The organism is Streptomyces turgidiscabies Car8 (assembly GCF_000331005.1).
Taxonomy (GTDB): Bacteria; Actinomycetota; Actinomycetes; order Streptomycetales; family Streptomycetaceae; genus Streptomyces; species Streptomyces turgidiscabies.
Genome location: NZ_AEJB01000361.1, coordinates 223,588 through 247,628, shown reverse-complemented (window position 1 = coordinate 247,628; position 24,041 = coordinate 223,588). Strand labels below are relative to the sequence as shown.

20 protein-coding genes are annotated in these 24,041 nt (G+C 66.7%); 18 read left to right on the top strand and 2 right to left on the bottom strand.

Features of this window, described 5'->3' with window-relative positions; genetic code table 11:
- Window positions 1-1,400: 1,400 nt before the first annotated feature.
- A complete protein-coding gene (locus tag STRTUCAR8_RS52690; RefSeq protein WP_158697445.1) occupies window positions 1,401-1,586 on the bottom strand; it encodes a hypothetical protein in 186 nt (61 codons plus the stop codon).
- Between the two features lie 153 nt (window positions 1,587-1,739).
- On the opposite strand from STRTUCAR8_RS52690, the gene STRTUCAR8_RS25085 reads away from it, so the two are divergent.
- Complete coding sequence (locus STRTUCAR8_RS25085; RefSeq protein ID WP_158697443.1) at window positions 1,740-2,270, top strand: SLOG family protein; 531 nt, start codon at window positions 1,740-1,742, stop codon at window positions 2,268-2,270.
- 85 nt (window positions 2,271-2,355) lie between these two features.
- Here the strand turns inward: STRTUCAR8_RS25085 and STRTUCAR8_RS25080 are convergent, their stop codons facing one another.
- Entirely contained in the window at window positions 2,356-2,694 is a 339-nt protein-coding gene (locus tag STRTUCAR8_RS25080; protein ID WP_006378738.1) for a histone-like nucleoid-structuring protein Lsr2, read from the bottom strand.
- A 206-nt stretch (window positions 2,695-2,900) separates the two neighbouring features.
- Here STRTUCAR8_RS25080 and STRTUCAR8_RS25075 point away from each other — a divergent pair, with 206 nt between their 5' ends.
- The 17 genes from STRTUCAR8_RS25075 (at window position 2,901) to STRTUCAR8_RS55150 (ending at window position 24,012) form a co-directional block, all read left to right on the top strand.
- On the top strand, window positions 2,901-4,754 hold the full coding sequence (locus tag STRTUCAR8_RS25075; protein WP_006378810.1) for a DHH family phosphoesterase: 1,854 nt from the start codon (window positions 2,901-2,903) through the stop codon (window positions 4,752-4,754).
- 20 nt (window positions 4,755-4,774) lie between these two features.
- Window positions 4,775-5,578 (top strand): CPBP family intramembrane glutamic endopeptidase, encoded by an 804-nt coding sequence (locus tag STRTUCAR8_RS25070; protein WP_006378902.1) that lies wholly within the window; start codon window positions 4,775-4,777, stop codon window positions 5,576-5,578.
- Window positions 5,579-5,758: 180 nt separating this feature from the next.
- Complete coding sequence (locus STRTUCAR8_RS25065) at window positions 5,759-6,151, top strand: hypothetical protein (protein WP_006378972.1); 393 nt, start codon at window positions 5,759-5,761, stop codon at window positions 6,149-6,151.
- Between the two features lie 567 nt (window positions 6,152-6,718).
- Window positions 6,719-7,381, top strand: coding sequence for a TnsA-like heteromeric transposase endonuclease subunit (locus tag STRTUCAR8_RS25060; RefSeq protein ID WP_006379097.1), 663 nt, complete (start codon window positions 6,719-6,721; stop codon window positions 7,379-7,381).
- Window positions 7,378-9,462, top strand: coding sequence for a Mu transposase C-terminal domain-containing protein (locus STRTUCAR8_RS25055; RefSeq protein ID WP_044472798.1), 2,085 nt, complete (start codon window positions 7,378-7,380; stop codon window positions 9,460-9,462). Before STRTUCAR8_RS25060 ends, STRTUCAR8_RS25055 begins: the two co-directional genes overlap by 4 nt.
- A complete protein-coding gene (locus tag STRTUCAR8_RS25050) occupies window positions 9,459-10,478 on the top strand; it encodes an ATP-binding protein (RefSeq protein WP_006379212.1) in 1,020 nt (339 codons plus the stop codon). The genes STRTUCAR8_RS25055 and STRTUCAR8_RS25050 overlap by 4 nt, the downstream gene beginning before the upstream one ends.
- A 2,160-nt stretch (window positions 10,479-12,638) precedes the next feature.
- Window positions 12,639-14,459 (top strand): DNA primase family protein, encoded by a 1,821-nt coding sequence (locus tag STRTUCAR8_RS25040; protein ID WP_199791708.1) that lies wholly within the window; start codon window positions 12,639-12,641, stop codon window positions 14,457-14,459.
- 7 nt (window positions 14,460-14,466) lie between these two features.
- A complete protein-coding gene (locus STRTUCAR8_RS52685) occupies window positions 14,467-14,640 on the top strand; it encodes a hypothetical protein (protein WP_006378624.1) in 174 nt (57 codons plus the stop codon).
- A gap of 125 nt (window positions 14,641-14,765) precedes the next feature.
- Window positions 14,766-17,939: a hypothetical protein gene (locus STRTUCAR8_RS25035; RefSeq protein ID WP_006378822.1), complete on the top strand. Its 3,174-nt coding sequence runs from the start codon at window positions 14,766-14,768 to the stop codon at window positions 17,937-17,939.
- 178 nt (window positions 17,940-18,117) lie between these two features.
- Window positions 18,118-18,435 (top strand): hypothetical protein, encoded by a 318-nt coding sequence (locus tag STRTUCAR8_RS25030; RefSeq protein WP_006378714.1) that lies wholly within the window; start codon window positions 18,118-18,120, stop codon window positions 18,433-18,435.
- Complete coding sequence (locus STRTUCAR8_RS25025; RefSeq protein WP_006378588.1) at window positions 18,435-18,749, top strand: VRR-NUC domain-containing protein; 315 nt, start codon at window positions 18,435-18,437, stop codon at window positions 18,747-18,749. Before STRTUCAR8_RS25030 ends, STRTUCAR8_RS25025 begins: the two co-directional genes overlap by 1 nt.
- Entirely contained in the window at window positions 18,746-19,039 is a 294-nt protein-coding gene (locus tag STRTUCAR8_RS25020; RefSeq protein ID WP_006379176.1) for a hypothetical protein, read from the top strand. The genes STRTUCAR8_RS25025 and STRTUCAR8_RS25020 overlap by 4 nt, the downstream gene beginning before the upstream one ends.
- On the top strand, window positions 19,036-19,419 hold the full coding sequence (locus STRTUCAR8_RS25015) for a hypothetical protein (RefSeq protein ID WP_006379146.1): 384 nt from the start codon (window positions 19,036-19,038) through the stop codon (window positions 19,417-19,419). Before STRTUCAR8_RS25020 ends, STRTUCAR8_RS25015 begins: the two co-directional genes overlap by 4 nt.
- 226 nt (window positions 19,420-19,645) lie before the next feature.
- Window positions 19,646-20,860: a hypothetical protein gene (locus STRTUCAR8_RS25010; RefSeq protein ID WP_006378876.1), complete on the top strand. Its 1,215-nt coding sequence runs from the start codon at window positions 19,646-19,648 to the stop codon at window positions 20,858-20,860.
- Between the two features lie 294 nt (window positions 20,861-21,154).
- Window positions 21,155-22,900 (top strand): DEAD/DEAH box helicase, encoded by a 1,746-nt coding sequence (locus tag STRTUCAR8_RS25005; protein WP_199791707.1) that lies wholly within the window; start codon window positions 21,155-21,157, stop codon window positions 22,898-22,900.
- A gap of 66 nt (window positions 22,901-22,966) precedes the next feature.
- Entirely contained in the window at window positions 22,967-23,317 is a 351-nt protein-coding gene (locus STRTUCAR8_RS25000; RefSeq protein WP_006378939.1) for a hypothetical protein, read from the top strand.
- Between the two features lie 560 nt (window positions 23,318-23,877).
- Window positions 23,878-24,012 carry a hypothetical protein gene (locus STRTUCAR8_RS55150; protein WP_258039954.1) on the top strand — a complete coding sequence of 45 codons (135 nt, stop codon included), beginning with the start codon at window positions 23,878-23,880 and terminating at the stop codon, window positions 24,010-24,012.
- Window positions 24,013-24,041 lie beyond the last annotated feature (29 nt).

Genomic DNA, 24,041 nt, shown 5'->3' with positions numbered 1-24,041 from the left:
TGTTGGCACAGCGCCGCTGCGACGGTCGGTACAGGGGTGTCATCGGGCCGTCATGGTCGCGCAGAGGAGAGCAGAGGGAGAAGGAGCGAAGGCGGAGTAGACCCCCGCACGCAGCGAACGTGCGAGGAAGGACTTGCTTCCGCAGCAAAGGCCCGTGAGGTAGAGAAAGAGCAGAGGCATTTGCTGCGGAAGCAGCCCCTGGAGGAAGACGACAACGGCCCGATGACGCTGGAGCGGCTCGCTGTGCCCGATGGGCAGCTGGCTGCAGCAGCCGGGCCTCTCTTCTTCTAATGCGTCCACGAAGGACCACCCCGGGCTTGCCGCGCAGGCGCGAAAGGGAACACAGCCCGGGGCCGGAACGTGCGTCGACAAGGTAGTGTCGAACGCCCGTCTCGGACGCGGTGCATGAGGTGCTGGCACGCTGCCGCGGCAGCAGCGGAGCAACGACCGGAGCGAGGTGAATCCACGTCGGTGCAGCCAGCACAACGCGACGAGGCGAGGCCGGCTGCGCCGCCGCAGCAAGCGGTGGAGCAGAGCGTTATACACAGCCGGAGCGACGGTGTCGCGAGAGGACGGATCCGCTGCGCGGCGAAGGCTGTGCCGCCGGCGGCAGCAGGGCGATGAACCGGGGCTGCGCCCCGTCGGGAGCAGACCCGTACCCCCCGCCTCGCTCGTGCCTCACGAGGACGGATCAGCATGGGGGTACGGCCGTATCACGGACGGCAAAACAGCAGTACAGCCAAAAGGTGCGATGACCAGGCGAAACGGCCAGACCCGTACCCCCGCTACGCGGAAGAAGGGGAGGGGTACGGGTCAAGAGGGTACGGACCGTTTCCCCTGATGTTCCAGGCTTCCGCTAACGCTCCAGCCGTGGAACAGCGAGGACGACGGCAAGAAAGCAAAGGGCATAAGGGAACCTGATAACACGTGTCCTGCGGACCCTCGCTCCGCTCGGCCTCTCCGCTGCGCTCCGAGGACGTGTTAGTCGGCATAGCCGACGGGTTCCACCGCTCGCTTCGCTCGCCGGTCCGTCGGTCGCTGGCGCTCCCTCCGGCTATGCCCAGCGCTGCGCTTGAGAGAGGAAGCCCCACCACTGCCCCGCTGCAGTTGTCCACAGATGTGGACAGCAGCAAAGGGTGCAGCAGTGGTGGATCGCCTGGCGCTGCGCGCCTGGCTCAGGCGAGAAGTGACGACCCGTGCGACGGCTCGCCACGCGATCCATCCGAGAGCAGATCACGCCATCGAGATCTTCCGGGTCGTCAGCCAGCAAAGCTGGCACGGGGCTGGGTCGAACATCGAGATCACACGGACCCGCCGGGGTCCGCACTCGATGGTCGCCACCCGCACCCGAGTTCACGAAGAGGCGCCACCAGGACGCAGTCCCAGCCCGAAATCTCGCCCTACGACACCGGAGCCCGCCGCGAGCCGAAGTTGTGGCAACCGAACAGCGAAGCCGTCGCCGAGGTGATGCGCTCCGGCGAAGCCGGGGGCATCGGCAACGTCGACTTCACCAACGGCGAGAACGGCACGGTCGTCACCGTGCACGCCTCCCGCAGCGATGACCGGATGTACACCGTCCACCTCATGCCGATGTGTGATGACGATCAGATCCGCCGTCGAGCTCCACCGGGAGAAGGACCTGGCCGTCATCGAACCCGGTACCAGCCGGCCGGTATGAGCCAGCGACATGCAGGCCGCCGCCTGTCCAGACATCGTGGCCACAGCTCTCGACTCCAGCTGTGGAGACCGCCGAGTCACAAGGAGAGGAGACTCGAATGATTGCTGAAATGATTCCAGAATCGTTCTCGCACGTTGTCCTCGTCACCGGTTCCCGCAGCTGGAACGACGAGAAGAGCATGCGTGAGACGTTCAACGACGCCTGGCGCGACTGGGGTCCCAAGAACGTCACCCGGCCGGTACTCATCTCGGGGCATTGCGCCGAGGGTGCCGACGCCATGGCCGAGCGCCTGTGGCGGGCCGCTGGCTTCGGGATCCGCACTTTCCCCGCCGCCTGGTCGGCTCATGGGAAGCGGGCCGGCTTCCAGCGCAATCAGGAGATGGTCGACGCCGCCCAGGTCTTCCGCGGTGCCGGGGCTCAGGTGCTGTGCACGGCCTTCCTTGACCTCTGCCGGAAGCCCGGATGCCCGCAGCGAGGCCGGGAGCAGCTCATGCCGCATACGCCGGGGCACTTCTCGCACGGCGCCATCCATTGCAGGGCTCGCGCGCGAGCTGCGGGGATCATGACGACCAACGTGATCCATCCGTTCTGAGCACACGCGAAGGGCCCTGCAGCACACAGGGCCCTTCAGGGACGAATGGGAAAAGTTGGCCGGGAGGCGAACACCAGGCTCAGCGCTACTTGCTCCGATCGATGCCGTGCGCCTCGTCGTAGGCCTTCATGACCTTCTTCGGGATGCGCCCCCGCTCCGCGAACTCGTAGCCCTCCTTCTTGGCCCACTCACGGATCTTGTCGCGCTCCTCGGCAGTCGTCTCGGGTACGACTCGCTTCTTGACTGGCGCCGCCTTCCCGGCTTTCCGGCCGACCTTCAGGTATGGCTTCAGCGCCTCCTCAAGCTTCTTCTGTTCCTCAGCTGTGAGGTCGACTTCGTACCAGGTGTCACCCAGGCCGAAGGTCGCCGTAGCCGCATCCGGCTTACCACTGAGATCTGACTCGACAATGCTTCGAATGGCCATACCGGCGAGAGTAGCTGATGCGCAAGGACCTTGGAAAGTCTGTCGCAGCTATTCGAGATAAGAGTGCCATTCGGAGCCCAAATGGGACTCGAAGGCACTGCTGAATTGGCAGAAAAGGTGAATGCAACTGCTAAAATCACAGCAATGCGAAGGGTGTCACGTACCCCGTTCTCCACCGACCAACAACCTTGATGAGAGGTCCCACCATGTCCACGCTCCATACCGTCGACGACCATGCGCTCACCGACGAGGACACCGACCTCTTCGAGCTGCTGTGCCAGCGCAGGGGGTGGTCGGATCAGTACCTGAAGGAGATCGAGTCCACCGAGCACGACGAGCTCCTGGGCCTGGCCGAGATGGTCGAGGCCCTTCATGACGCCCGGACCACGGGTAAGAAGATCACCATCGCCCCCGACTTCGACATGGACGGCATCTCCTCCGGCGTCCTCGGCTACGCCGGCCTGTCCGAGCTCGGCTTCGACGTCGAGTTGCACCTGCCCGACTACCGCCGCGGTCACGAGCTCGCGCCCGAGGACATCGCCGAGATCCACGCGAAGTGGCCCGACACCCGGGTCCTGCTCACCTGCGACGGGGGAGTGAACTCCCACCGCGGTATCGCCGCCGCGCGTGCCCTGGGCTGGACGACGCTGGTGACCGATCACCACGAGGAGCTCGCGCCGGGCTCGACCGCGGACATCACCGTCGACCCGTGCCGGATCGACGAGACCTACGCCCACACCGGGATCTGCGGTGCCCACGTGCTCTACCAGGTGATCGAGGCCTACACCCGCGTGCACCGGCCCGAGAAGCTCTGGGAGATCCACCTGCTGCGCCTGTTCGCCGGCCTGGGCACCGTCTCCGACGTCATGCCCGTGCTGTACGAGAACCGTCAGCTGGTGCGTGATGCGATCTCGATCGCCCGTCTGCTGCGCGTCGTCGCGCCGAAGACGATCCCCAATCCCTGGGGTGGGTTCGACGCTGACCCGGATGCCATCGACGTCGAGCAGTCGATCCTGATGCAGCTGCTGCGCACCGAGCCACATCATCCGGTCTTCCTCCGGGCCTTCGAGGGCTTCGCGATCGTGCTCAAGGCCTTCGCGCAGATCGGCAAGATCCGAGACGTCGACGACCTCGACGAGGGCTTCTTCGGCTTCTACCTCGCCCCGGCGATGAACAGCCCGCGCCGCACGGGGGCCTCGCTTGAGCCGTGCTTCGCGGTGTTCACGGCCGCCGGTGCTGACGTCAAGCTCAAGGTCGCCCACCAGGTGATCGAGAGCAACGATCTGCGCAAGCAGCTGGTCATCGAGCACATGGAAGAACTCACCACCGGGGACCAGCCGTTGGCCCCGTGGGTGTACTTCTCGGACGCCTACCCGGGCATGTACGGGCTGCTGGCCAACCGGATGATGGAGCTCAACGGCCACCCGGTCGTCGTCGTCAACCGGCCCGCCGGCCCCGACGATTTCGTCAGCGGCTCCGGTCGCGCGCCGGGGTGGTTCGACATCATCACCAGCCTGGAGCCGCACGACGGTCTCAGCGCCATCGGGCACCAGCAGGCCTGCGGCGTCCGCATCGCGAAGGCCGAGAAGCTCGGTGACCTCGTCGCCGTGCTGCAGGAGGCCACCCAGGTCGCCCTGCTCGCCGTCAGCACCGACGGACCGAGCGGTGATCTGGTACTCGGCCCGGACGCCGACTGCGACGCCAGCCTCGAGGATCTGCAGCCGCTGTTCGAGCTGGTGCGCCGGACCGAGGGGCTCAAGCCCTTCGGGCACGGCTTCACCGCTCCTGTCGTCGAGATCGCGATCGAGCCCCTGGGGCTGCGCGTGGACCGGATCGGATCCGAATCGCAGCACCTGCGGCTGGTCACCCGGTCCGGCCTGTCCTGCCTGTGGTGGAACGTCGCCGAGGAGAAGTTCGACGTGCTCCGGGGCTTCGTGCAGCGCGCCAGCCGCACCGAGCTCGGGACGCTGCGCTTCACGGCGACGCTGCAGCTGAACACCTTCCGCGGCGACACCCGCGTGCAGGCCGTCATCAACGAACAGATCACCACGGCTGCTTGAGCCCCGTAGAGGAGGAGACCTTGACGACTTCACCGATCGCCTCGCGTCTGATCGGCATCGGGTGGTGCGTCCTCGTGCCGTTCGTCGCCGTCGCGGTCTACCTCGTCCTCGGCACCGTCGCAGTCCTCCTCATCGGAGAGCCGATCGTTGCGACCGCCGTCCTGGGCACGCTTGTTGTCGTCCTGGTCGGTTCGGTGAGGATCCAGCGGCCCCGGTGGCTCGCGCATGCGTCGGCCCCGCGGCCGAGGCCGGAGATCCCACGCTTCGGGTGGCCCGTCCTCGGCTGCGCGGTCCTGGCCTTCCTCGCCGGCCAGTCGCTGGCCTTGTGGATCTACGTCACGGCCGGGTCCGCCGGCTTCGACGCGTCGAACCAGACGAGGCACGCGGCCGGGGCTGTGGCAACTCTTCTGCTCACCCTGGTCGCGGCTCCCGCGGGGGAGGAGGCCCTGTTCCGAGGGCTGATCTACCCGTTGCTGCGCAAGCGGGTGGGTATCCTCGCCTCCACGCTGGTCACCGCCGTGGTGTTCGGCCTGCTGCACGGCAACGCCGTGCAGTTCGCCTCGACCCTGCCACTGGCGGTGCTCCTGGCCCTGGTCTACGAACGCACACGCGTGCTGTGGCCCTGCGTGCTCCTGCACCTGGGCTTCAACCTCGCTGCCGCCCTTGTCCCGGCACAGGCGCTCGGCGCTCTGGCGAACCCCGTCTCCGCGGTGTTCCTGTGCCTGGCCTTCGCTGGTTGTGCCTTGGGGCTCTACCGGCGGGTCGCCGGCGGGACTGCGACTGGCGCAGTCCGGGGCGCGGGAGGCGAGTCCGCGATGCAGTGAGCGGGGTACTCAGCCTCTTCTGAAACACGATGGTGCCCTCCGTGCGGGACCTGGCGGCCTTTCAGCCGCCGGTCCTTCGTGCGGAGGGCATGCTCGTGGTGACCGGGGTGATCCGGTCACCGGGGGGTGACTGAAAGTATCTATTCAGTCATACTCATCAGGAGAGGAGAGGATCTCGTCATGGCTATCGTCAGCGCCTGTACGTACGACTCACGAGGAAAGCTCGTCCGTCCCGACGCGCTCGACATCAGCCGTGCGAAGATCCGTCTGGACCTCGACACTGGTGAGAAGCCCACCTTCGAGCATGGTCACACACATGTCTTCGTCGTCTCCGACATGGGCGTCACGGCCGAACAGGCCCGTGAGCGCGTGAACTCGAGGCTGCGCCGGTTCTTCGATCGCGCTGAGGCCGTTCGCGGCTTCCGCAAGATCACGATGGAGAAGAGCCAGAGCAAGAACTGGCTCAACCTCAACACCACGATTTCCTACGAGATCCTCTACGTCGTCGAAGCAGACGAGCGATCCCGTAGCCGCAGTCCCGAGTCCTCCAATGCGGGATACCAGCGAGGCTGAAGGCTGGTCACCCCTGGGAGATTCGCGCCATCCACGCCTCGCACTCATCAGCACATGCAAAGAGGCCGGAGAGCTCCCTTCCCACGGGGATGCTCTCCGGCCTCTCTGTTTCCACGTTCCAGTGCAACATTGATCACCTGGCGTCAACGATAGCAGCTGTCGTGTATCACTCGCAATGAGCAGCGAATGCCAGTCAAATGCTCCCTCGCTTCCAGTGGGGCCTCATGGATGAACGGCTCGGACAGAGTTCTGACTCGCGCTCGGAGGACGCGTAAGGAGCCTTCTGCGAGCCTCAGGACGCCGAGGATGTCCAGTCCCGCTGAGGCTCGGCCGCGCCGCCTGGGAGCCGCACGGCGGCTCGGCGTGGAAGTCCGCTGACCTGTGACAGTGGAGATGGATCTCTTGTCACCGAAGTTGGGCCAACGCTAGTTTGTGACAACGGAGTTGGGCTGGTCGGGCATCCGGCAGGTGGGAGATTCGGTGGGGGCACCTGTCTATGGGCTTGATCAGGCTGCGCTCGGGGGCTTTGAGCTGGACTTCTGTGTGGATGGGGTCCGGAGGCGTGAGTTGCTGCAGACGAGCTGGGATGTGCGGTTCGAGGCGGTGGAGCCGGTGCGTGAGTTCACTTGGCACAAGTACGGCCGGGGTTTCGCGGGCTGGTACTACTCGGTGACCACGCAGGAGCACGTCGGCTACGAGTCGTGGCTCGAGCGGGACCGGCTCGTCCTGTTGGACAGAGATCCGCAGGTCACCGCCGTCGCCTCGCAACCGTTCTGGCTGCACTGGCGCGAAGGCGAAGAGAAGCATCGGCATGCTCCCGACTACTTCGTTCGGCTCGCGGACGGGCGGGCCCGTGTCGTCGACGTACGCGCCGAGGACGACATGGACGAGAGGACGCGGGAGTCCTTCGCCGTGACCGAGCGTGCTTGCCAGACGGTGGGCTGGGAGTTCGTCTGGGCGGGTCGGCCGGATCCGGTGTTCATGGCGAACGTCCGCTGGCTGGCCCGCTATCGGCGGACGCGTTGCGGCCGGCCCGAGGCGGTGGTCGACGAGCTGGTGGAGGTCTTCCGTGAGCCGAAGGGCTTGTGGGAGGGCGCCGGTCTGGTCGGGGACCGGCTGCGGGTCCTTCCGGTGTTGTTCCACCTGCTGTGGTCCGGCGCCTTGGGCACGGACCTGGTGGGCGGCTTGATGCAGACCGGCAGCCTGGTCTGGACGGAGGTACGCGGATGAGCGGGTTGAAGCGGCCACCGGCCTTGTCGGTCGGCCACAGAATCCGGTTCGAAGGCCAGGTCAGAGGGGTTCTCGAGGTCACGCCGCAGGCAGCGGTGGTGGAGGACGCAGAGGCTCCTCACCGGGTGGTCGCCCTCCTCGATTTGTTCGAGGCGGCGGACTTCGAGGTCCTGTTCCAGGCCGAGCGGATGCCGCTGCCCAAGGTCGGGCTGCTGGAGGCGTTCCCGCCCGAGGCGGTGAAACAGGCCCTGTGGTGGGAGGGACACATCCTGGAGGTAATCCACGGGATAGCGCCGGACACGGACCCCGGCACGGAACCACGGCCGGGTTACGGACCGGGGTCCTCGATGACCTCCCGGGAGCGGGCCAAAGCGGCTGAACTGGCTGTTGCCGGGCACGATGTCGCGGCCAAGACGATCGGCAACCGGCGGCGCCGCTACCAGACACAGGGCCTGGTCGGGCTGGCCGACCACCGTCCGGTCCGCAAGCGGGCGGAGTTCGGCTCGGTGCCCGAGCCGGTCGTCGAGGCGATGCGGAAGGCGATCAAGGAAGGCGTCGACACGTCGACCCGCAACGGGTCCTACCTGATCTGGCGGACCGGGGAGATCCTGCGGGAATCGGGCGGTGATCTGTCCGAGTTGCCGACCCGTCGGACCCTCTACCGGCTGCTGGCGAAGCTGACGAAAGGCACCCACGCGACCGGCTCGGCCGTCACACGCCGCTCGAAGGCCCACGGGGCGGCGGCTCCGTTCGGCGAGCTGACGGTGTCGGCCCCGGGCGAGGTCATGCAGATCGACTCCACCCCGCTGGACGTGATGGTCCGCCTCGACAATGGGGTTGTCGGGAAGGTCGAGCTCACCGGCATGATCGATGTCGCGTCCAGGACGCTGTCGGCGGCGGTGCTGAGGCCGACGACGAAGTCGGTGGACGCGAGTGTGCTGCTGGCCCGCACGGTCACTCCCGAGCTGATGCGGCCGGGCTGGGTCGAGGCGCTGAGGATGTCCCGGTCGGTTCTGCCGCACCGCAGGCTGCTGACGCTGGACGAGCGCCTGGAGCACGCGGCGGCCAAGCCGGTGATCGTCCCAGAGATGATCGTCTGCGACCACGGCAAGGCATTCATCTCCCGCAACTTCCGGGCCTCTTGCCGGTTCCTGGAGATCGACTTCCAGCCTACCCACAAGGGCTCGCCCTTCCAGAAGGGGCACATCGAAAAAATGCTGGGCTCGGTGGCCACGATGTTCGCCCAGTTCCTGCCGGGCCACACCGGCCGCAACACCGACCAGCGCGGCCGGCACCCCGAGCAGGAGAACCTGTGGTCGCTGCCCGAACTGCAGGACCTGCTGGACGAGTGGATCGTCGCGCACTGGCAGAACCGCCCGCACGAGGGCCTGCGCGACCCCGACCACCCGGGGCGGCTGTTCACCCCGAACCAGAAGTACGCGGCCCTGGTCGAGGCATGCGGCTACGTCCCGGTCGCGCTCAGCGGGCAGGACTACGTCGAACTCCTGCCCGCGGCCTGGCGGACCGTCAACTCCTACGGCATCCGCATCAACAACCGCACCTACGACAGCCCCGACCTCGGTCCGATGCGCCTGCGTGACTCCGGTGTCACCGCGAAGCGGGGGCTCTGGGAGGTCCACCGCGACCCCTACGACGTCTCCTACGTCTGGGTACGCAACCACCGAGGCGACAGCGAGTGGGTCCAAGCAACCTGGAAATACCTGAACCGGGCGCCGGTCCCCTTCGGAGACCTGGCCTGGGATCACGTCAGCCACCAACTGCCCGGAGCCACCGAGGAAGAGCTCGCCCAGGCCGTCGCCGACCTGCTGACCCGCGCCCACGCCGGCCCCGACCGGCCGGCCGCGAAGAAGAAGGCCAGGAAGGTCGGGTCGGGCAAGACGGTCAAGGCCGAGCGGCGGGTCGCCGCCCGGACGAAGACCGCCCCGGCCACCGTCCCCTCCCCGACGCCCGAACCCCCGCAGCAACCTGAGGCCGAACCACCCACCGAGGACGACGATCTCGCCGAGGTGATCCCGCTCGGACTGTTCAACCCACTCGAAGACCCCTGGGGACGCTCGTGACCACGCTGCCGGCCGACGACCCTGACGAGGACTTCGGACGGCAGCTGACCACCCTGCCCGGCTGGCGCGAGTTCGTCGGTGCATCCCTCAGCGAGCGCATGGCCGCGCTGACGAAGGCCGAGTACGACGCGCTGGAGGCGGAGAGCCAGGACGCCTACGACGACGACCGGCTCAACCACCATGCCCGCCTCCAGGTGGTCGCCACCTCCACGGTCCGCGCCACCGTCACCTGCGGGCGCCGTCTGACCATCCTCAACCGCGGGGCGATCAGCGCTCGCCGCGGCCTGATCGTCTCCGGGCCCGCCAACACCGGCAAGACGATCGCTCTCACCCAGCTCGGCCTGGCCCACGAGCTGCAGGACCGGCGCCGGCACCCCGGACAGGACGACCGCATCCCGGTCATCTACATCACCGTCCCGCCGGCCGCGACACCCCGCATGATCGCCGCCGAGTTCGCCCGCTTCCTGGGCCTGCCAGTCCTGCGGAGTTCGAACATCACCGACCTCACCGAAGCCGTCGTCGGGGTCTGCACCAAAGCCCGGACCGGCGTGATTCTGGTCGACGAGATCCACAACATTTCGTTGACGACCCGTCACGGAGCTGAAGCCTCAGACACGTTGAAGTACTTCTCCGAACGCATCCCGGCGACCTTTGCCTACGCGGGCATCGACGTCGAGTCCGGCAGCCTTCTGTCCGGCACCCGAGGAGACCAGATCGCCGCCCGCTTCACCCCGATGGCCACCCACCCCTTCCCCTACAACAGTGAGTGGAAAGCACTGGTCGCGCAGATGGAGGCCAACCTCGTGCTGCACGAGCACAAGCGCGGCACCCTGACCCGCCTGGACCGCTTCATCCACACCCGCACCGGCGGCATGATCGGCACCCTCTCCCACCAGATCCGCGGAGCCGCCATCGATGCCATCCTCGGCCGCACCGAGAAGATCAACAAGGCGGGCCTGCTGGCCGTCGACCTGGACATCGCCTCCCGCCGCAAGCGCCCGGACACAGACCGGTGATCCCGCCTGCCGGGGAAAGCCCCGTCGCCCAACTGCCGTTCCAGGTCCGCCCGCAGAGCGGTGAAGGAGCCCGCTCGTTCATCACCCGGCTCGCCCATGCGAACTGTCTTCCACCCGCCTACCTGCGGAAATACCTCGCCGAGCCGCCCATGCACCGCGGCACCCCGAGGTGGGACCGCATCGCCGCAGCTGCTGGGCGCGATCCGGTCGAACTGCGCCAGGTCCTGGAGACCATCGAGTGCGAGGAGTGCGGCGCCCCGATGCGGCCGATGGCGAGCTTCGGCGTCAAACCGCGAACCTGCTCGAAGGCCTGCCGGCAGAAGCGATACCGCCGACGCATCCCAGCGGCTGACTGGAAGGAGGTCCCCTGCCGCGTCTGCGGGCAGATGATGAAGAGGCTCGGACAACGCCGCCACATGTGCTCATCGCACTGCCGCCGGGTCGCTTTCCAGTTCCGCCAGCGCGGTGAACCACTGCCGCGGCCACCGAACTCCAAGGCCGACGCCGGGCCCGCCGGCGAGGACGAACTCACCGGCCTCTGCCCGGTCTGCGAAGGACCGATGAACATCGCCACCAGGCGAAAAGCATGCTCGAAACGCTGCAGTATCAGGATCTCCCACTGGACCCGCAGCCCGCTTCCGACCGCGACCTGCCGTCACTGCCAGGAACCACTCCTTCCCAGAGCCGACGGCCGGCCCCGCGAGTGGTGCTCGTTCGACTGCAGAACCAAGGAACGGCGCGGCCAGCAGAACCCGGTCGCAGCCGCGATCCCGTCCCAGGGAGCCGAAGTCGAGCTCGATCCGGCTGGACCGGAGACCTCTGGCCCCTTCGGCACGACGGCCTGTCAGGGCTGCGAGCGGTGCTACCGGCCCCTCAGGCCCAACCCCTGGTGCTCTTATCAGTGCTTTGACCAGGAAGTTCTCGCTCGATCCGACCAACAGCAATGCGCAGCCTGCGGAACCTCCATGGCCCATCGCAAGCCGGTTACAGGGCGCAAGTGGTGCTCGGGCGCCTGTCGGCAGAGGGCGATCCGCTGGCGAGCGGAGCTCCGCGACCGCACAACGCGAGTCACCACCGGCTCAACTTCACTGTCACAAACCATCCAGTGACCCAACTTCGATGACACAAACGGCCATCGGTCCAACTTCGGTGGCGAACGGGCCATCTTCGCTGTCGCAGGTCAGCCTCGACTTGGTCGCCAGGGGGCTGGGCGCATCGAGCTGCCAGCTGTACCACGAGACGTGGTACACACCCGAAAGCAGCGTCTGACCTGGGAAAACACCTGGACCGTAAGGCTCTTTCCCGCATCGGGTGTACCACATAGGAGCGCCGACGTGGTACGACGTTTTACCTGGTCGCCCAGCATTTCCCGTCGATGTACCACGAGTACCACGCTTTTTTGACCGTTTACATAGGGGACGCGTTCGGGAGCGGTCCAGGCGGCTCCAGCCCCAGCTCGCCAGTCTGCTCTCTTATCCCCCCCCTGCGCGTGTATCTAGTCTCTATTTCCTGGTACAAGTGGTACGGGGGGTATATAAACACCGCCTGACCTGGGCAAACACCTGTACCACGTAGAAAGTGCCACGTGGTACACCTTGCTCTTGAACTCCCGGAATTATCGCTCTGACCTGGGGGAACAGGTGTACCACGTCAAGTGGTACACGCTCGTTTACCCCTAGAGGGTATGCGGGCGTGCGGCGCTCGGGATCCTCCTGGAGAGCGTCCGGTCGATGCTCTGGTGGCAGCTGGCTCGACCGGTCAGAAGACTCCTCCGAACCTCGACCGCGGGCCGGGCGGCTCACGCCGCCCGCGGGTGCGTGGTCGAGTACGAGAAGCCAGCGACTCCGTGGGGCATGTGCCCGACGAGTCGCTGGTTCTCATGTCCCGCCCAGGCTCGCGACGCGTGTGGCGTGGCCGTGGCGGTCGCGCGCTCTCTCCAGTCCCTGTCGGTGGCCCTTTGGGTCTCCATTAGCCACCATTCGTGACATCAGTCGACTCTCTTGTTGGATGGTGTCTCAATCGTTGAAAAAGGGCACTCGGATGACGTAGGGTCAAGATCACGTTTCGTTCGATTACGAGTCCAATCGGCTTCCCACTCATCGCCGGCAGGAACTCGATCATGATCGAGAAAGCAGCAACATGACGCCTCCTGATGCCCTCATGTCCGTACCTGCCGCCGGTTCCAACGCCGGACCGCGCACCAACCCCGTCGCCGACGTCCTGGCCAGCGTCATGGGGTACTTCTCGAGCCGCGACGACATGGCTCCGCAGAACGAGATCGTCACCTACGTCACCGCCGCCTACCTCGACCAGATCGACCCGACCGATCCTCCGACGCCTCGTGTGCTGGAGAAGGAGCTGCTGGCGATCGTGGGCGGGGTCATCAAGGCCGAGAATTTCAAGGCGGCCACGGCCGCCGAGAAGTACCCCCTGCCGAGATATCTGACGTACTGGCAGGTCGCGCAGATCCTCCTGCGTCTGCACCACGTCATCCGGATCGCGCCCAACGCCAAGGACACCGACCGTGAGTACGACCTGCTGGCGATGTACCAGGCCGCGGGCCGCGCGCGTGGGACGTACACCACCAGCGAGGACGACATCCGCACCACGGCGCGCATGTACAACACCCAGCTGACCCTCAAGGAGTTCGCCGAGGTCCTGGCCGTTTTGCGCGAGGACAGCCCGCGTCGGCACCAGAGCACGAACCGCGACTTCATCGCCGCGCGCAACGGCATCGTCTTCTACGGCACCGAGCCGCTGGACCTCACGATCTTCGGCAAGGACTTCCACTTCGAGCCCAAGCAGGTCCACCCCTTCGACCCCGCCATCGTGCTGCTGACCAAGAACGACGTCGACTACGTGGACGACGCCCCGCAGCAGGTCATCACGCACCCTGAGGACGGAGATTGGGAAGTCGGCGCCTGGATCGAAGAGCTCTTCGACCAGCCCGGTGACGAGGGTCTTGCCGACCTGATCTGGGAGATCATCGGCGCGATCATCCGGCCGCACGTGCGCTGGGGTAAGACCGCCTGGTTCTACTCCGAGCAGGGCAACAACGGTAAGGGCACGCTTTGCGTGCTCATGCGCAACCTCGTCGGCAGCGGCGCGCACACCTCGATTCCGCTCTCGGACTTCGGCAAGGACTTCGCGCTCGAACCGCTGGTGCGCGCCAACGCGATCATCGTCGACGAGAACGATGTCGGCACCTTCATCGACAAGGCGGCCAATCTGAAGGCGATCGTGACCAACGACGTCATCCAGATCAACCGCAAGTACCGGATGCCGATCGCCTACCAGTTCTTCGGCTTCATGGTCCAGTGCCTGAACGAGTTCCCGCGCGTGAAGGACAAGTCCGAGTCGTTCTACCGCCGGCAGCTCTTTGTGCCCTTTACCAAGAGCTTCACCGGAGCCGAGAAGAAGTACATCAAGGACGACTACCTCCAGCGCCGCGAGGTCCTGGAGTACGTCTTCTGGTACGCGGTCAACCGCGCCGGCGCGTCATCTCCGGGTGACTACTACCAGCTCTCAGAGCCGGTGGCCACCAAGGAAGTCCTGGCCGAGTACAAGGAGGTCAACGACCCCGTGCGCGCCTTCTGGGAAGAGTTCCGCGGACGGCTGGTCTGGGACCTGGCACCGTTCACGTTCCTCTATGACCTGTACAAGGCCTGGTTCGCCGACGTCTCGCCGTCGGGCTCCCCGGTGAGCAACAAGCAGTTCATCACTGACCTCGTGGCGATCGTCCGGCCGGATGCCCTGTGGCACTGCCCGGACAAGAACCGCAAGATCCGGCCCGGCCAGATGATGCACACCCCCGAGGTGCTTATCGCCGAGTACGAGCTGAAGAAGTGGATGCACCCGAGCTACACCGGCAGCGACCCGAAGAAGAAATCCCAGCCGATGCTGCAGGCCAACTACCGCGGCCTGCTCCGGCAGACGGGCCCATCCGCCCCGACCGACGACACCACTGACGAGCAGGACTGATGCACCCATGGCTAAAACGGCTGGCGCACTCGGCGAACTCACCCATGCCGTACTCGAACTCGCCCGCGGCCAAGCCCGCCTGATCACGGCGATGTCCGACGTCGAGCGCGAGCAGTGGATCACCCACCTCATCGTCCGCTCGCAGATCACGGCAGACCCCGTGGAGAGGCCCGGCTCATGAGTGAGGCGTCCCGGCGCATGCATACCCCGCGCCGGCGCTCTCCTCACGACTCCCTCTGAGGCCGCGCGCGCCTCCTCCCCAGACGCCGGCCGTGATGGTCGGACCGACGAAAGGAGATCCCCATCATGACCACACAGCGAACACCCGTCACGGCCTCGAAGGCGCGCTTCACCTTCTACGACATCGAGTCGTTGTCGGACGTCTTCACTCTGTGCGCCTACACCCCGCGGCCGGGCAGAGCCGTCGACGACCTGGAGATCTTCTTCCTTGCCGACAACCAGCAACTCTCCGACGCCGTGGACCCGCAGGCGCTCTATGAAGCCGTGGTGCGCTCCAACCCGGGCCTGCCCGCGGTGAGCGTCCAGCTGTGGAACCTGCGCGGCGAGCGGGGCAACCTCCGCCTCGCCGAGCTGATGGGCCTCTCGAACGCCGACCAGGTCAACGACCGCAGCGAGGTCTCGTCCTATCCGGCGAGCCTGCGCCCGGTCTGCGACACGGATCCCGAGTACGACCCGCTGAAGCACCCGTTCCTGGCCGGGTACAACTCGCTGAACTACGACATGACCATGCTCGCGCTGTACCTGATGGAGACCTTCCCGGCTCCGCACTCCGGTCGTCTTGTCCAGCCGACCACCGCGCGCGAGATGCGCGAGCACAACGACAAGCTGTTCAACGAGCACATCGAGTACATGCCCGGCTACCTCGGCTGGGACGGCCCGGCCGCCAAGATCCGCCGCGCCATGATGCACTCGGGCCGGCACCTGGACGTCGCCCGTCTCAACGAGCTGCAGACCAAGGTGAGCCTCAAGCGCCTGCTCGGGATGCTCGGCCGCCAGATCAAGGAGTCCGACAAGCTCAGCCACGACACCTCGATCGCCGCGATCGAGGATCTCTACGAGCTGCTGGCCTACAACGTCTCCGACTGCCTGGGCCTGGCCCAGCTCTTCCAGCACCCGGCCTACGCCAGCAACTTCGACCTCAAGGCCGGTCTGCTGGCGCAGTACTCCGAGACCGTCTACGCCAAGAACGGCTCGGTGCGCCGGGACCGCCTGACCATCGACTCGTCCTCCGCGAAGTTCGTCGGCCGCATCCTCGCGCCGTACACCTCGCTGAACGACATCGAGGCCGTGTCGTTCCTCTATCCGGCCAAGGAGGTGGCCGAGGAGCAGGGCATCTCCCAGGTCAACGTGCTCGACGAGTGCGTGCAATTCTTCGAGGACAACGTGGCCCCCGACCCTGCCAGGGACCCATCCGCGACGCCGGCACAGGCGCAGGCGCACCGCCAGTTCATGCAGGTCGTCAACTATTACCGCTCGATCGAGGGACAGAACTTCAACGACTCCGAGGAGTACCGCGACCTGTTCGACCTCCCGGCCAAGTCCTTGCGCGAGCTGCCGAAGACACCGAACAACGTGCCCTACTTCCACCGTGACGCCTCTCCGTCATCGTGCTTCGCCACGTTCAGCACAGGCGGCATCCACGGAGCCGAGGCAGACATGACAGTCTTCGACGCCGACTCCTTCGAGCACCGAGAACAGGCAGCGATGATCGGCCTCGCCAAGCTCTTCTACCCGGACGCGAAGGACTTCGTCGCCGAGGCCAAGCGCCAGCACAACCTGCTCGCGCTGCCCGACGGGACGACCGTCGACAAACGGCTCGTGCTGCTGGGCTCGGACCCGAAAAAGGTGAAGTACCGCAAGTCGAAGAAGGGCGACCAGGACCAGGCCGAGCAGCTCGCGCGTGCGCAGGCCCAAGTGCCGGATCCGGCCCAGCTGCTGGACACGCAGCGCCCGGACACCGAGGCGATGCACGTGCGCCTGGCCGACGGGACCGTGCTCGACGGCAAGATAGTCCTGGCCGTCACCTCGGCGGTCAAGGCCGTCTATCGCGATGAGCCGGCGAAGAAGGCCCCCACGCTGTTCACTGCGAAGGCCGACAAATCCACCAAGCTGCACCCGAAGTTCGCACGGACCTCGGCAGGCCTCGTCATCCATGAGGACTTCACGAGCTACTACCCGAACCTGCTGCGCAACATGAGGGCGTTCTACAACCCCGAGCTGGGCGCGGACCGCTACACGACGATCTTCTTCGAGAAGGAGCGCCTGGGCTTCGAGATGAAGAAGCCGGGTATCTCCTCCGAGGAGAAGGCCCGGCTCACGACCCTGCGCAACGGCACGAAGCTGATCCTCAACTCGGCCTCTGGAGCTGCTGACGCCGCGCACCGGACCCCGATCAGGATGAACAACCGCACCATCTCGATGCGGATCATCGGCCAGCTGTTCAGCTGGCGGATCGGGCAGGCCCAGACGCTGGCCGGTGCGCGGATCATCTCGACGAACACCGACGGCCTCTACTCCGTCGTCGGCGGCGAGAACGGCTTCGATGAGACCACCAACAACCGGGTGCTCGCCGAGCAGCAGGCCGCCATCGGCATCGACATCGAACCGGAGCTGATGTTCCTCATCAGCAAGGACTCGAACAACCGGCTCGAGCTGGAGTCGCCCAGTGAGGACCGGAGCGTCGCCGACAGCCCGATCATCACCGCCTCCGGCGGGACGCTGGCCTGCCACGCGGGTCCTACCCCGACGAAGTCGCTGGCCCACCCGGCCGTGATCGACTTCGCCCTGGCCCGCTACCTGCAGACCGTCGCCAGCAGGGGAGAGGAGGCTCTCGCCGAGCCGTTCGATCCTGTGCTGGGCCGGAAGATGATCGAGGAGGCGATCGACCCGGCCGATCCCGTGCGGACGCTGCTGCTGTTCCAGAACGTCCTCGCCGCCTCGCGCGGATCAATCACCTACCCGTTCGCCGCCGACCCGGTCAGCGCCGCGCCCGACCGTGACGACAACGAGGACGCCGATGCGCAGCTGGTGAACCCGCGGGCCCTGCAGATGGTCAACCGGGTCTTCATCGTCCACGACGGCACTGATGGTGCCGTGAGCCTGCACAACGCCGGCGCATGGAAGGTGAACCCGGCCAGCCAGGGCAAGCGCCGCGAGTCCGGCAGCGCCGGGGTGCGACGTGACCCGATCGCGCTGGAGATCCTGCGCCACCACGGGTGGGCGAAGAACCGCAGCGAGGCCAGCATCTCCGACGGCCTCACGCTGCTGCCCGATAACCAGGACGTCGTGATCCGCCGGATCAACGGCATCGACCCGCACTGGTCGGTGATCGTCGTCAACGACGACCTCCGCGCACTGCCGGCCGCCCGAGTCGAGCAGCTCATCGGGGCGCTCGATCTCGGCATCTACACCCGAATGCTCGACGAGACGTTCACCAAGAACTGGAAGAACGCCGCCTGATCAGCTCCCCGCTCCACCATCGGACCGCAGGGTGCCGGGCCGTGCCGACACGACGCTGCTCGGGGCCCGATTCGAATTTCGGATGAAGGCGAGTCTTGCTCGCCATGGCAAGAGAATCGAGGAACGTCATGTTCCAGACCACACTTCCCGTCCGCACCGTTGAGGGGGGCGACGAGTTGTGAGTGCCGCGACCGACACCTCCGCCGAGGACGACGACGCCCAGGTCCAGCAGGAAAAGAACACGACCCGCGAGGGCATCCTGGTCTGCCCGGGTCAGATCTGGGAGGACCTCGACACCCGGCAGAACCAGCGCCGCGTCGTCGTCGAGTTCGTCAAAAACGGCAGGGCCCGGGTCCGGGCCCACTACGGCACGAGGCGCTCGACCATCAGCGTCTCCCGGATGCACAAGCACTCCTCGGGCTTCCGCCTCGTCGATCCCAGTGAGCTGAAGTACGGCGTGCCGACGGTCTCCTCGGACGAGACGGCACAGCGCTGATGGCTCGCACGCGAGAGAGCACCATCGAGGACTATCTCCTCAGCCAGTGCCGGGCGCACGGCTTCCTGTGCCTGAAATTCGTCTCACCAGCCCGCGGGGGAGTGCCCGACCGGATCGTCGTCGCCCCCCGCGGCACCGTGTTCGTCGAGGTCAAACGCCCCGGCGGCCAGCTGCGGAAGCTGCAACAGCTCACGCACGCCAAGCTGCGCCGCCACGGCGCCGAGGTTCACGTCGTCGACGACAAGGCGAGCGTCGACGTCTTCATCGCGCACCTCCTCAAGACCTCATCCGACCAACAGGGAGCAGCACCATGACCCACACATACATAGCCGCGGCCCGGCAACCGCATTATGAGACCAAAGACTCCGGCCAGCGCGACGAGTTCTCCTCCGGGATGCTGCGCGAGCCCGACACCGTCTTCATCAGCCTGTACGTCGTCGGTTACGCCACCACCGTGATCGGCCTGGTAAATGGGCACATGGCGCAGATCAACGCGCAGACGGACGTCGCGCAGACGTGGTGGGCCCGCAAGCAGGGCCGCGAGAGGTGCAGCGTCCACGACGCCAACCGGCGCACGGCCCGCTGCTCGGGGCGTGCCGCATGAGCACTCGCGATCGGATCATCAATCACCCCGGAGTGCTCGCCACTGCCGACGCAGAGATCGTCGAACTGCTGGATGGGTACCGCACTGAGGTCATCCAGAAGTGCATCGGCCGACTCCGTGCCATCCCGGTCACCTGTACCGCCCTCACCGGACCCATCTGGTACGGCACTGGCTGGAACGACGCGATCACCCAGCTCGAGGAGATCGCCGACTACCAGACGCCAGACGACGAGGCCTACGTCGGCGAACTCGAACTGCTACGCGCCCTCGCCCTCAACGTGCGTGCCGCCGCCCGCCGAGGCGACCTCAGCCACGTCCAGCAGCTCAGCGACCAGCATCACCAGGCTGACAAGGACGCCCGCAACAAGGTGCGGCAGTAGAACCCCACCGTCATCAACACCGCACTGAACGAGCAGGACGGACAGGTTGGCGCAGTCGAGCAGCCTGACGACCCGGTGGCAGTGCTGCAACGCGTGCGCGAAGCCCTCGGGCCCGACCCGCGGGTCCGCAACCTTCCCGCCCTGAGCACTTCGAACTGACCATCCGCTCGCCCCGGGTCGGCGCACCCGCCCGCGCCGGCCCGACTTCCACCACCAGAGGAGACCCATGAACAGCCCGGTCCTGCAGGCGTTCCCGGCATTCCGGCTGCGCCCGCCCGCCGACGGCTCCGCATCGGCCGAAGTCGTCGACGCCAACGACGTAGTCGTGGGCCAGGTCGACGCCGCCGGCGGCGCCTACCGCGGCCGCGTCGGAACGGATGTCGGCCCCCGGCGCACGGACGCTCCGCGGGCGGCCGAGGACGTCGGGGTCTTCCATATCGCCCTGCACGCCACGGCCGACGCAGAGCACCAGCCGTACTCCAGTGTCTCCGAGGCCCGGGCCGCGCTCTCCCCCATTCCGCTCCAGCGCCAGGAGATCGTCGACTCCGCCGCCCGCGCCTACTTCTTCCACGCCCTGCGCCAGCCGCACGTGGCCGCGATCCTCGACGGCCTGGAGGCCATCGTGCGGGAGCACGACGCGTCCGGTACCCGCGGCGGATGCCTGCGCGTCGTCCGCCTCCTGGACCAGGTCCGTGAACCCGCCCGGGCCCTGCTCTCCGACGCCACCGGCGACGAACGTGAATGGATGGCCTTCCCCCTCGCCCGCCTGCTGGCCTTCACCGAACTGGCCACCGCCCGCCTCGGCGCCACCGCGTCGAAGCCGCCCTCCGACCTCGACGGCCCCTTCCCCGACCCCCACGCCGCCGACCAGGCCCTCGCCACCGCCTTCCGCACCTACCGCGACGTCCAGTCCGGCACCCGCACCCTGGCCTCCCTGCCTGATGACACCCTCCACGCGCTCGCCGCCCTCGACGCAGCGGCGGCCCAGCTGCCCAGCGGCCCCTGCGCGAAGAACCGGGCCGACTGCCGAGCGGCCGCCTCCGCCCTGGACGAACTGGCCACCGCGGCCCGCAGCGTCGAAGCCTCCGCCCCCGATACCGCGCCTGAAGTCCGCGCTCTCGCCCAGGAACTGTCCGCCATCGCCACCGACACCAGTGCTCGGCTGGAGTCCACGGCGCTCCTGCTCGAGGACGCCGGCCGCCACGGCAGCGTCCGCACGATCCTCAGCGCCCTCCAGGACGCCGAGCTGGGCCGCGAGACCGACGCCGGCACCCGCTCGGTCCGCGTCGACGACACCGAGACCGGACCGATCCGGTACACGGAGAACGGCCGCTGGACCGGACCCGGCATCACCGACCCCTACCACTCCCCCGAGGGCGCCGCAGCAGCACTCATCAACACCTTCCGCGCCCGGCAGGCCACCGCCCGCACCCGCGCCTGACGGCGTCCTCGACCGCCCCCTGGAGCAACGCGCGTCACGCAGCTCGAAGCGAGGGTCGCCGAGCTGGAGACCGAGGTCGCGCAGCAAAAACAGAGAGCCGACGAGGCCCATCCCCGACTCGCCCCTATTCAAGAGGCCTTCCATGCCTGACCACTCACTCGAAGAGAAGGGATGACCAGCGACATGACTACGGCTACTGCTCCGTCCCCGATCTCGCTGATGCCGCATCAGCAGCAGATCCACGACTTCCTCGTTGACCACCCTTTCGCAGGTGCATGGGTCCCCGTAGGTGGCATGAAGACGCTCAGCACCCTCGCGGTACTACAGACGATCCGCCCGATGGGTCACATCCTCGTCATAGCGCCCGTGGCGATCGCCCGCTCCACCTGGATCGACGAGATCGAGAAGTGGGGCTTCCCCATCCGGACGAAGTCGCTCATCGTCGACGAGAACGACAGGAAGCTCTCCAAGGCCAAGCGCCTGAAGCGCTTCCAGGAAGTCGCGACAGATCCGCCGACGATGTACTTCATCAACCAGGAGCTGCTGACTCAGCCGTCCCAGGAGACGAAGCTGATCACGCCAGTGCCAGGCGCAGTGCCTGCCCCGACCGTCTCACCGGAGGCGACGGCGATCCTGGGTCTGCTCCAGGCACGGGGGCCACTGGGCCGAGACGAGCTGATCGACGAATACCGTGCTCTGGTCGCCGGCAACGCCAACAACCGGGTCCCCGCCAAGGCCAAGATCCGCGCCTGGATTCAGGAGTTGCTCAAGTCGGCCCTGGTGGCGTGGGAAGCCTATGACTGCCGAACCTGTTCCGGCGCAGGCTGCGCTCAGTGCCGCTTCGGTCTGGTCGACCAGCTGCCGGTCCAGAACATCAACGGCCAGAACACCATCATCTGGCCCTTCCAGACGGTCATCATCGACGAGTCCCAGGGTTTCAAGTCGCACAACTCGCAGCGCTTCCTGGCCCTGGCAACGGTGCGGCCGGCCATGACCCGGCTCATCGAGCTGACGGGAACACCGAGCCCGAATGGTCTCCACGACCTGTGGAGCCAGATTTACCTGCTCGACCAAGGCCAAGCGCTCGGCCGGGATATCACCCAGTTCCGCAACCGGTGGTTCGTCCCGAAGATGGTTCCCGGTACGACGACGCCGGCGAAGTGGATCCCCACGGCGAACGCCGAGGCCGAGATCCATCAGGCCATCTCGCACCTGGTGATGAGCGCGCAGAACACCACACTGATCTTGCCATCGCTCACCATCCAGGACGTCAACGTCACGCTCCCGCCTGACCTGCTTCAGGCTTACAAGGAATTCAAGCGTGACCTGGTCCTGGACATCGTGCGGACCTACACCGACGACGACGGAAAGGTGACACAGAGCGTCGAGTCGATCATCGCCGAGAATCAGGCGGTGCTTACCAGCAAGCTCATGCAGTTCGCTTCGGGCACGCTCTACACTGCGGATCCCGACGACCCGGCCACGAAGGGCCGGTACGAGGTCATCCACGACAAGAAGCTCGAGATGGCCGAGTACCTCGTGCGCAACAATGGCGGCGAGCCCGTGCTCATCGCCTATCACTTCAAGTCGGACAAGGAGCAGCTGCTTACGAGGCTCCGGAAGGTCGGCATCGACGCGCAGGCCTTCGACGGCTCGCGCGACATGGTCCGCCGGTGGAACGCCAAGCAGATCCCGGTGATGCTGCTCCACCCCGCCGCCGCGGGGCACGGCCTGAACCTGCAGCACGGCGGCTCGACAATGATCTGGTACACGCTGCCGTTCTCGCTCGAGCACTACATGCAGACGAACGGTCGGCTGCACCGCCCCGGCCAGCAGCGGCCAGTGATCATCCACCGGCTCATCGCCAAGGGAACGCAGGACGAGCGGATGCCCTCGGTGCTCGCCGGCAAGCAGCAGGTCCAGGACGACCTCATCCAGGCCGTGTCCGGGGACTTCAACGCCGAGCAGGCACTCCTCGCCGCCCTGGAAGAAGAGATCCGCGAGGACCTCAACGACCTCTGGGCTTCCGAGCGGGTCTGATACCCGTACCCATCCGACGACGGCCCCGCTCCCGGCGGCCCCCACCCGGCATCCGAAGGGACCGACATGCCCCAGCCCCCGAGTACCACCAGCACCCGTGACCAGGAGCACACCATAGACGTTGTACGCGTCGTCGTTCGGCTGCGTGGCGAGCAGGAGCCGGAGGACCCGACCTACGTAACCTTCGAGCTCGATCTCCTCGGAGCACCGCTACCGCAGGACAGCGATGTGATCTGCCTCGGCAGCTACCACTTCCAGGTGCGAAGCAGGCGCTACCACGTATCGACCGCCCAACACGAGCCCCCGAAGGTGGTGCTTCACGTAGGGATCACGGGCCGCCGCCCGGCGGACCTCGTCACTGCTGCGGCACTCACACAAGACCTCAAGGCATACCCCTCAGTCGCTTCGATCCACTGAACAGCTCCGCCACGGCCCCGCGCCCGGACACCCGTCCCGGCCCGAGGCCGTCCCCGTACCCCGCTGCCCTTTACCGGCTAACCCGTACCCATCCGACGACGGCCCGGTTGTGATCCCACAGCCGGGCGGTCACTGCGGCGACCGCACACCGAACACGCATGATCAAGAAGAGGACTCCCTCATGAAGAAGATCACCGCCCTCCGGTGGAACAAGCACTTCGCGTCACGTTCCGATGGGTGACAGCGTGTCCCCCTAGGTTTCGCGCCCTACGGGCGCTGGCCTCGGGGGTCTGGGTCGGCATAGCCGACCCGGGTGCGGGATCGATACCGGAACGGGCCGGGTGTTCGTGCACCCGGCCCGTTCCCTTCTTGTCCATCGACGTCTCGTCAGTGGCGTTTCCGAGTCCCGGTGATGCACCGAGCAAGACGCGTCGCAGCCACCGGCCAGACGGGAGGGCGACGCTGATCGCCGATGCCCCGGGCAAGACACCGATGAGGCCCCTCAGTGCACCAGCTGGGACACGCATCGGCCGCCAACCAGACACCAAGGAGGCTCGCTGATGCAGGCCTACAACACCACCCGCCAGACCTACGCCTCGTGGGAAGACCGGCTGGCGACCAAGACGAGCGGCTTCGCCGTCGCGCAGGGCTATGCCGACTACATCGCGCGTCTGAGCCACCACCTCGCCGGCTGACCCAGGCACACCCTCCTGACCGGCCTCTG

Excerpts from the sequence above, each read along its gene's own strand:
- STRTUCAR8_RS25065 (WP_006378972.1), top strand. The coding sequence starts at position 5,759 with ATGGCTATCGTCAGCGCCTGTACGTACGACTCACGAGGAAAGCTCGTC.
- STRTUCAR8_RS25010 (WP_006378876.1), top strand. The coding sequence starts at position 19,646 with ATGAACAGCCCGGTCCTGCAGGCGTTCCCGGCATTCCGGCTGCGCCCG.
- STRTUCAR8_RS25055 (WP_044472798.1), top strand. The coding sequence starts at position 7,378 with ATGAGCGGGTTGAAGCGGCCACCGGCCTTGTCGGTCGGCCACAGAATC.
- STRTUCAR8_RS25015 (WP_006379146.1), top strand. The coding sequence starts at position 19,036 with ATGAGCACTCGCGATCGGATCATCAATCACCCCGGAGTGCTCGCCACT.
- STRTUCAR8_RS25005 (WP_199791707.1), top strand. The coding sequence starts at position 21,155 with ATGAAGACGCTCAGCACCCTCGCGGTACTACAGACGATCCGCCCGATG.
- STRTUCAR8_RS52690 (WP_158697445.1), bottom strand. The coding sequence starts at position 1,586 with ATGAGGTGGACGGTGTACATCCGGTCATCGCTGCGGGAGGCGTGCACG.
- STRTUCAR8_RS25075 (WP_006378810.1), top strand. The coding sequence starts at position 2,901 with ATGTCCACGCTCCATACCGTCGACGACCATGCGCTCACCGACGAGGAC.
- STRTUCAR8_RS25020 (WP_006379176.1), top strand. The coding sequence starts at position 18,746 with ATGACCCACACATACATAGCCGCGGCCCGGCAACCGCATTATGAGACC.
- STRTUCAR8_RS25000 (WP_006378939.1), top strand. The coding sequence starts at position 22,967 with ATGCCCCAGCCCCCGAGTACCACCAGCACCCGTGACCAGGAGCACACC.
- STRTUCAR8_RS25040 (WP_199791708.1), top strand. The coding sequence starts at position 12,639 with ATGTCCGTACCTGCCGCCGGTTCCAACGCCGGACCGCGCACCAACCCC.
- STRTUCAR8_RS52685 (WP_006378624.1), top strand. The coding sequence starts at position 14,467 with ATGGCTAAAACGGCTGGCGCACTCGGCGAACTCACCCATGCCGTACTC.
- STRTUCAR8_RS55150 (WP_258039954.1), top strand. The coding sequence starts at position 23,878 with ATGCAGGCCTACAACACCACCCGCCAGACCTACGCCTCGTGGGAAGAC.
- STRTUCAR8_RS25025 (WP_006378588.1), top strand. The coding sequence starts at position 18,435 with ATGGCTCGCACGCGAGAGAGCACCATCGAGGACTATCTCCTCAGCCAG.
- STRTUCAR8_RS25035 (WP_006378822.1), top strand. The coding sequence starts at position 14,766 with ATGACCACACAGCGAACACCCGTCACGGCCTCGAAGGCGCGCTTCACC.
- STRTUCAR8_RS25080 (WP_006378738.1), bottom strand. The coding sequence starts at position 2,694 with ATGGCCATTCGAAGCATTGTCGAGTCAGATCTCAGTGGTAAGCCGGAT.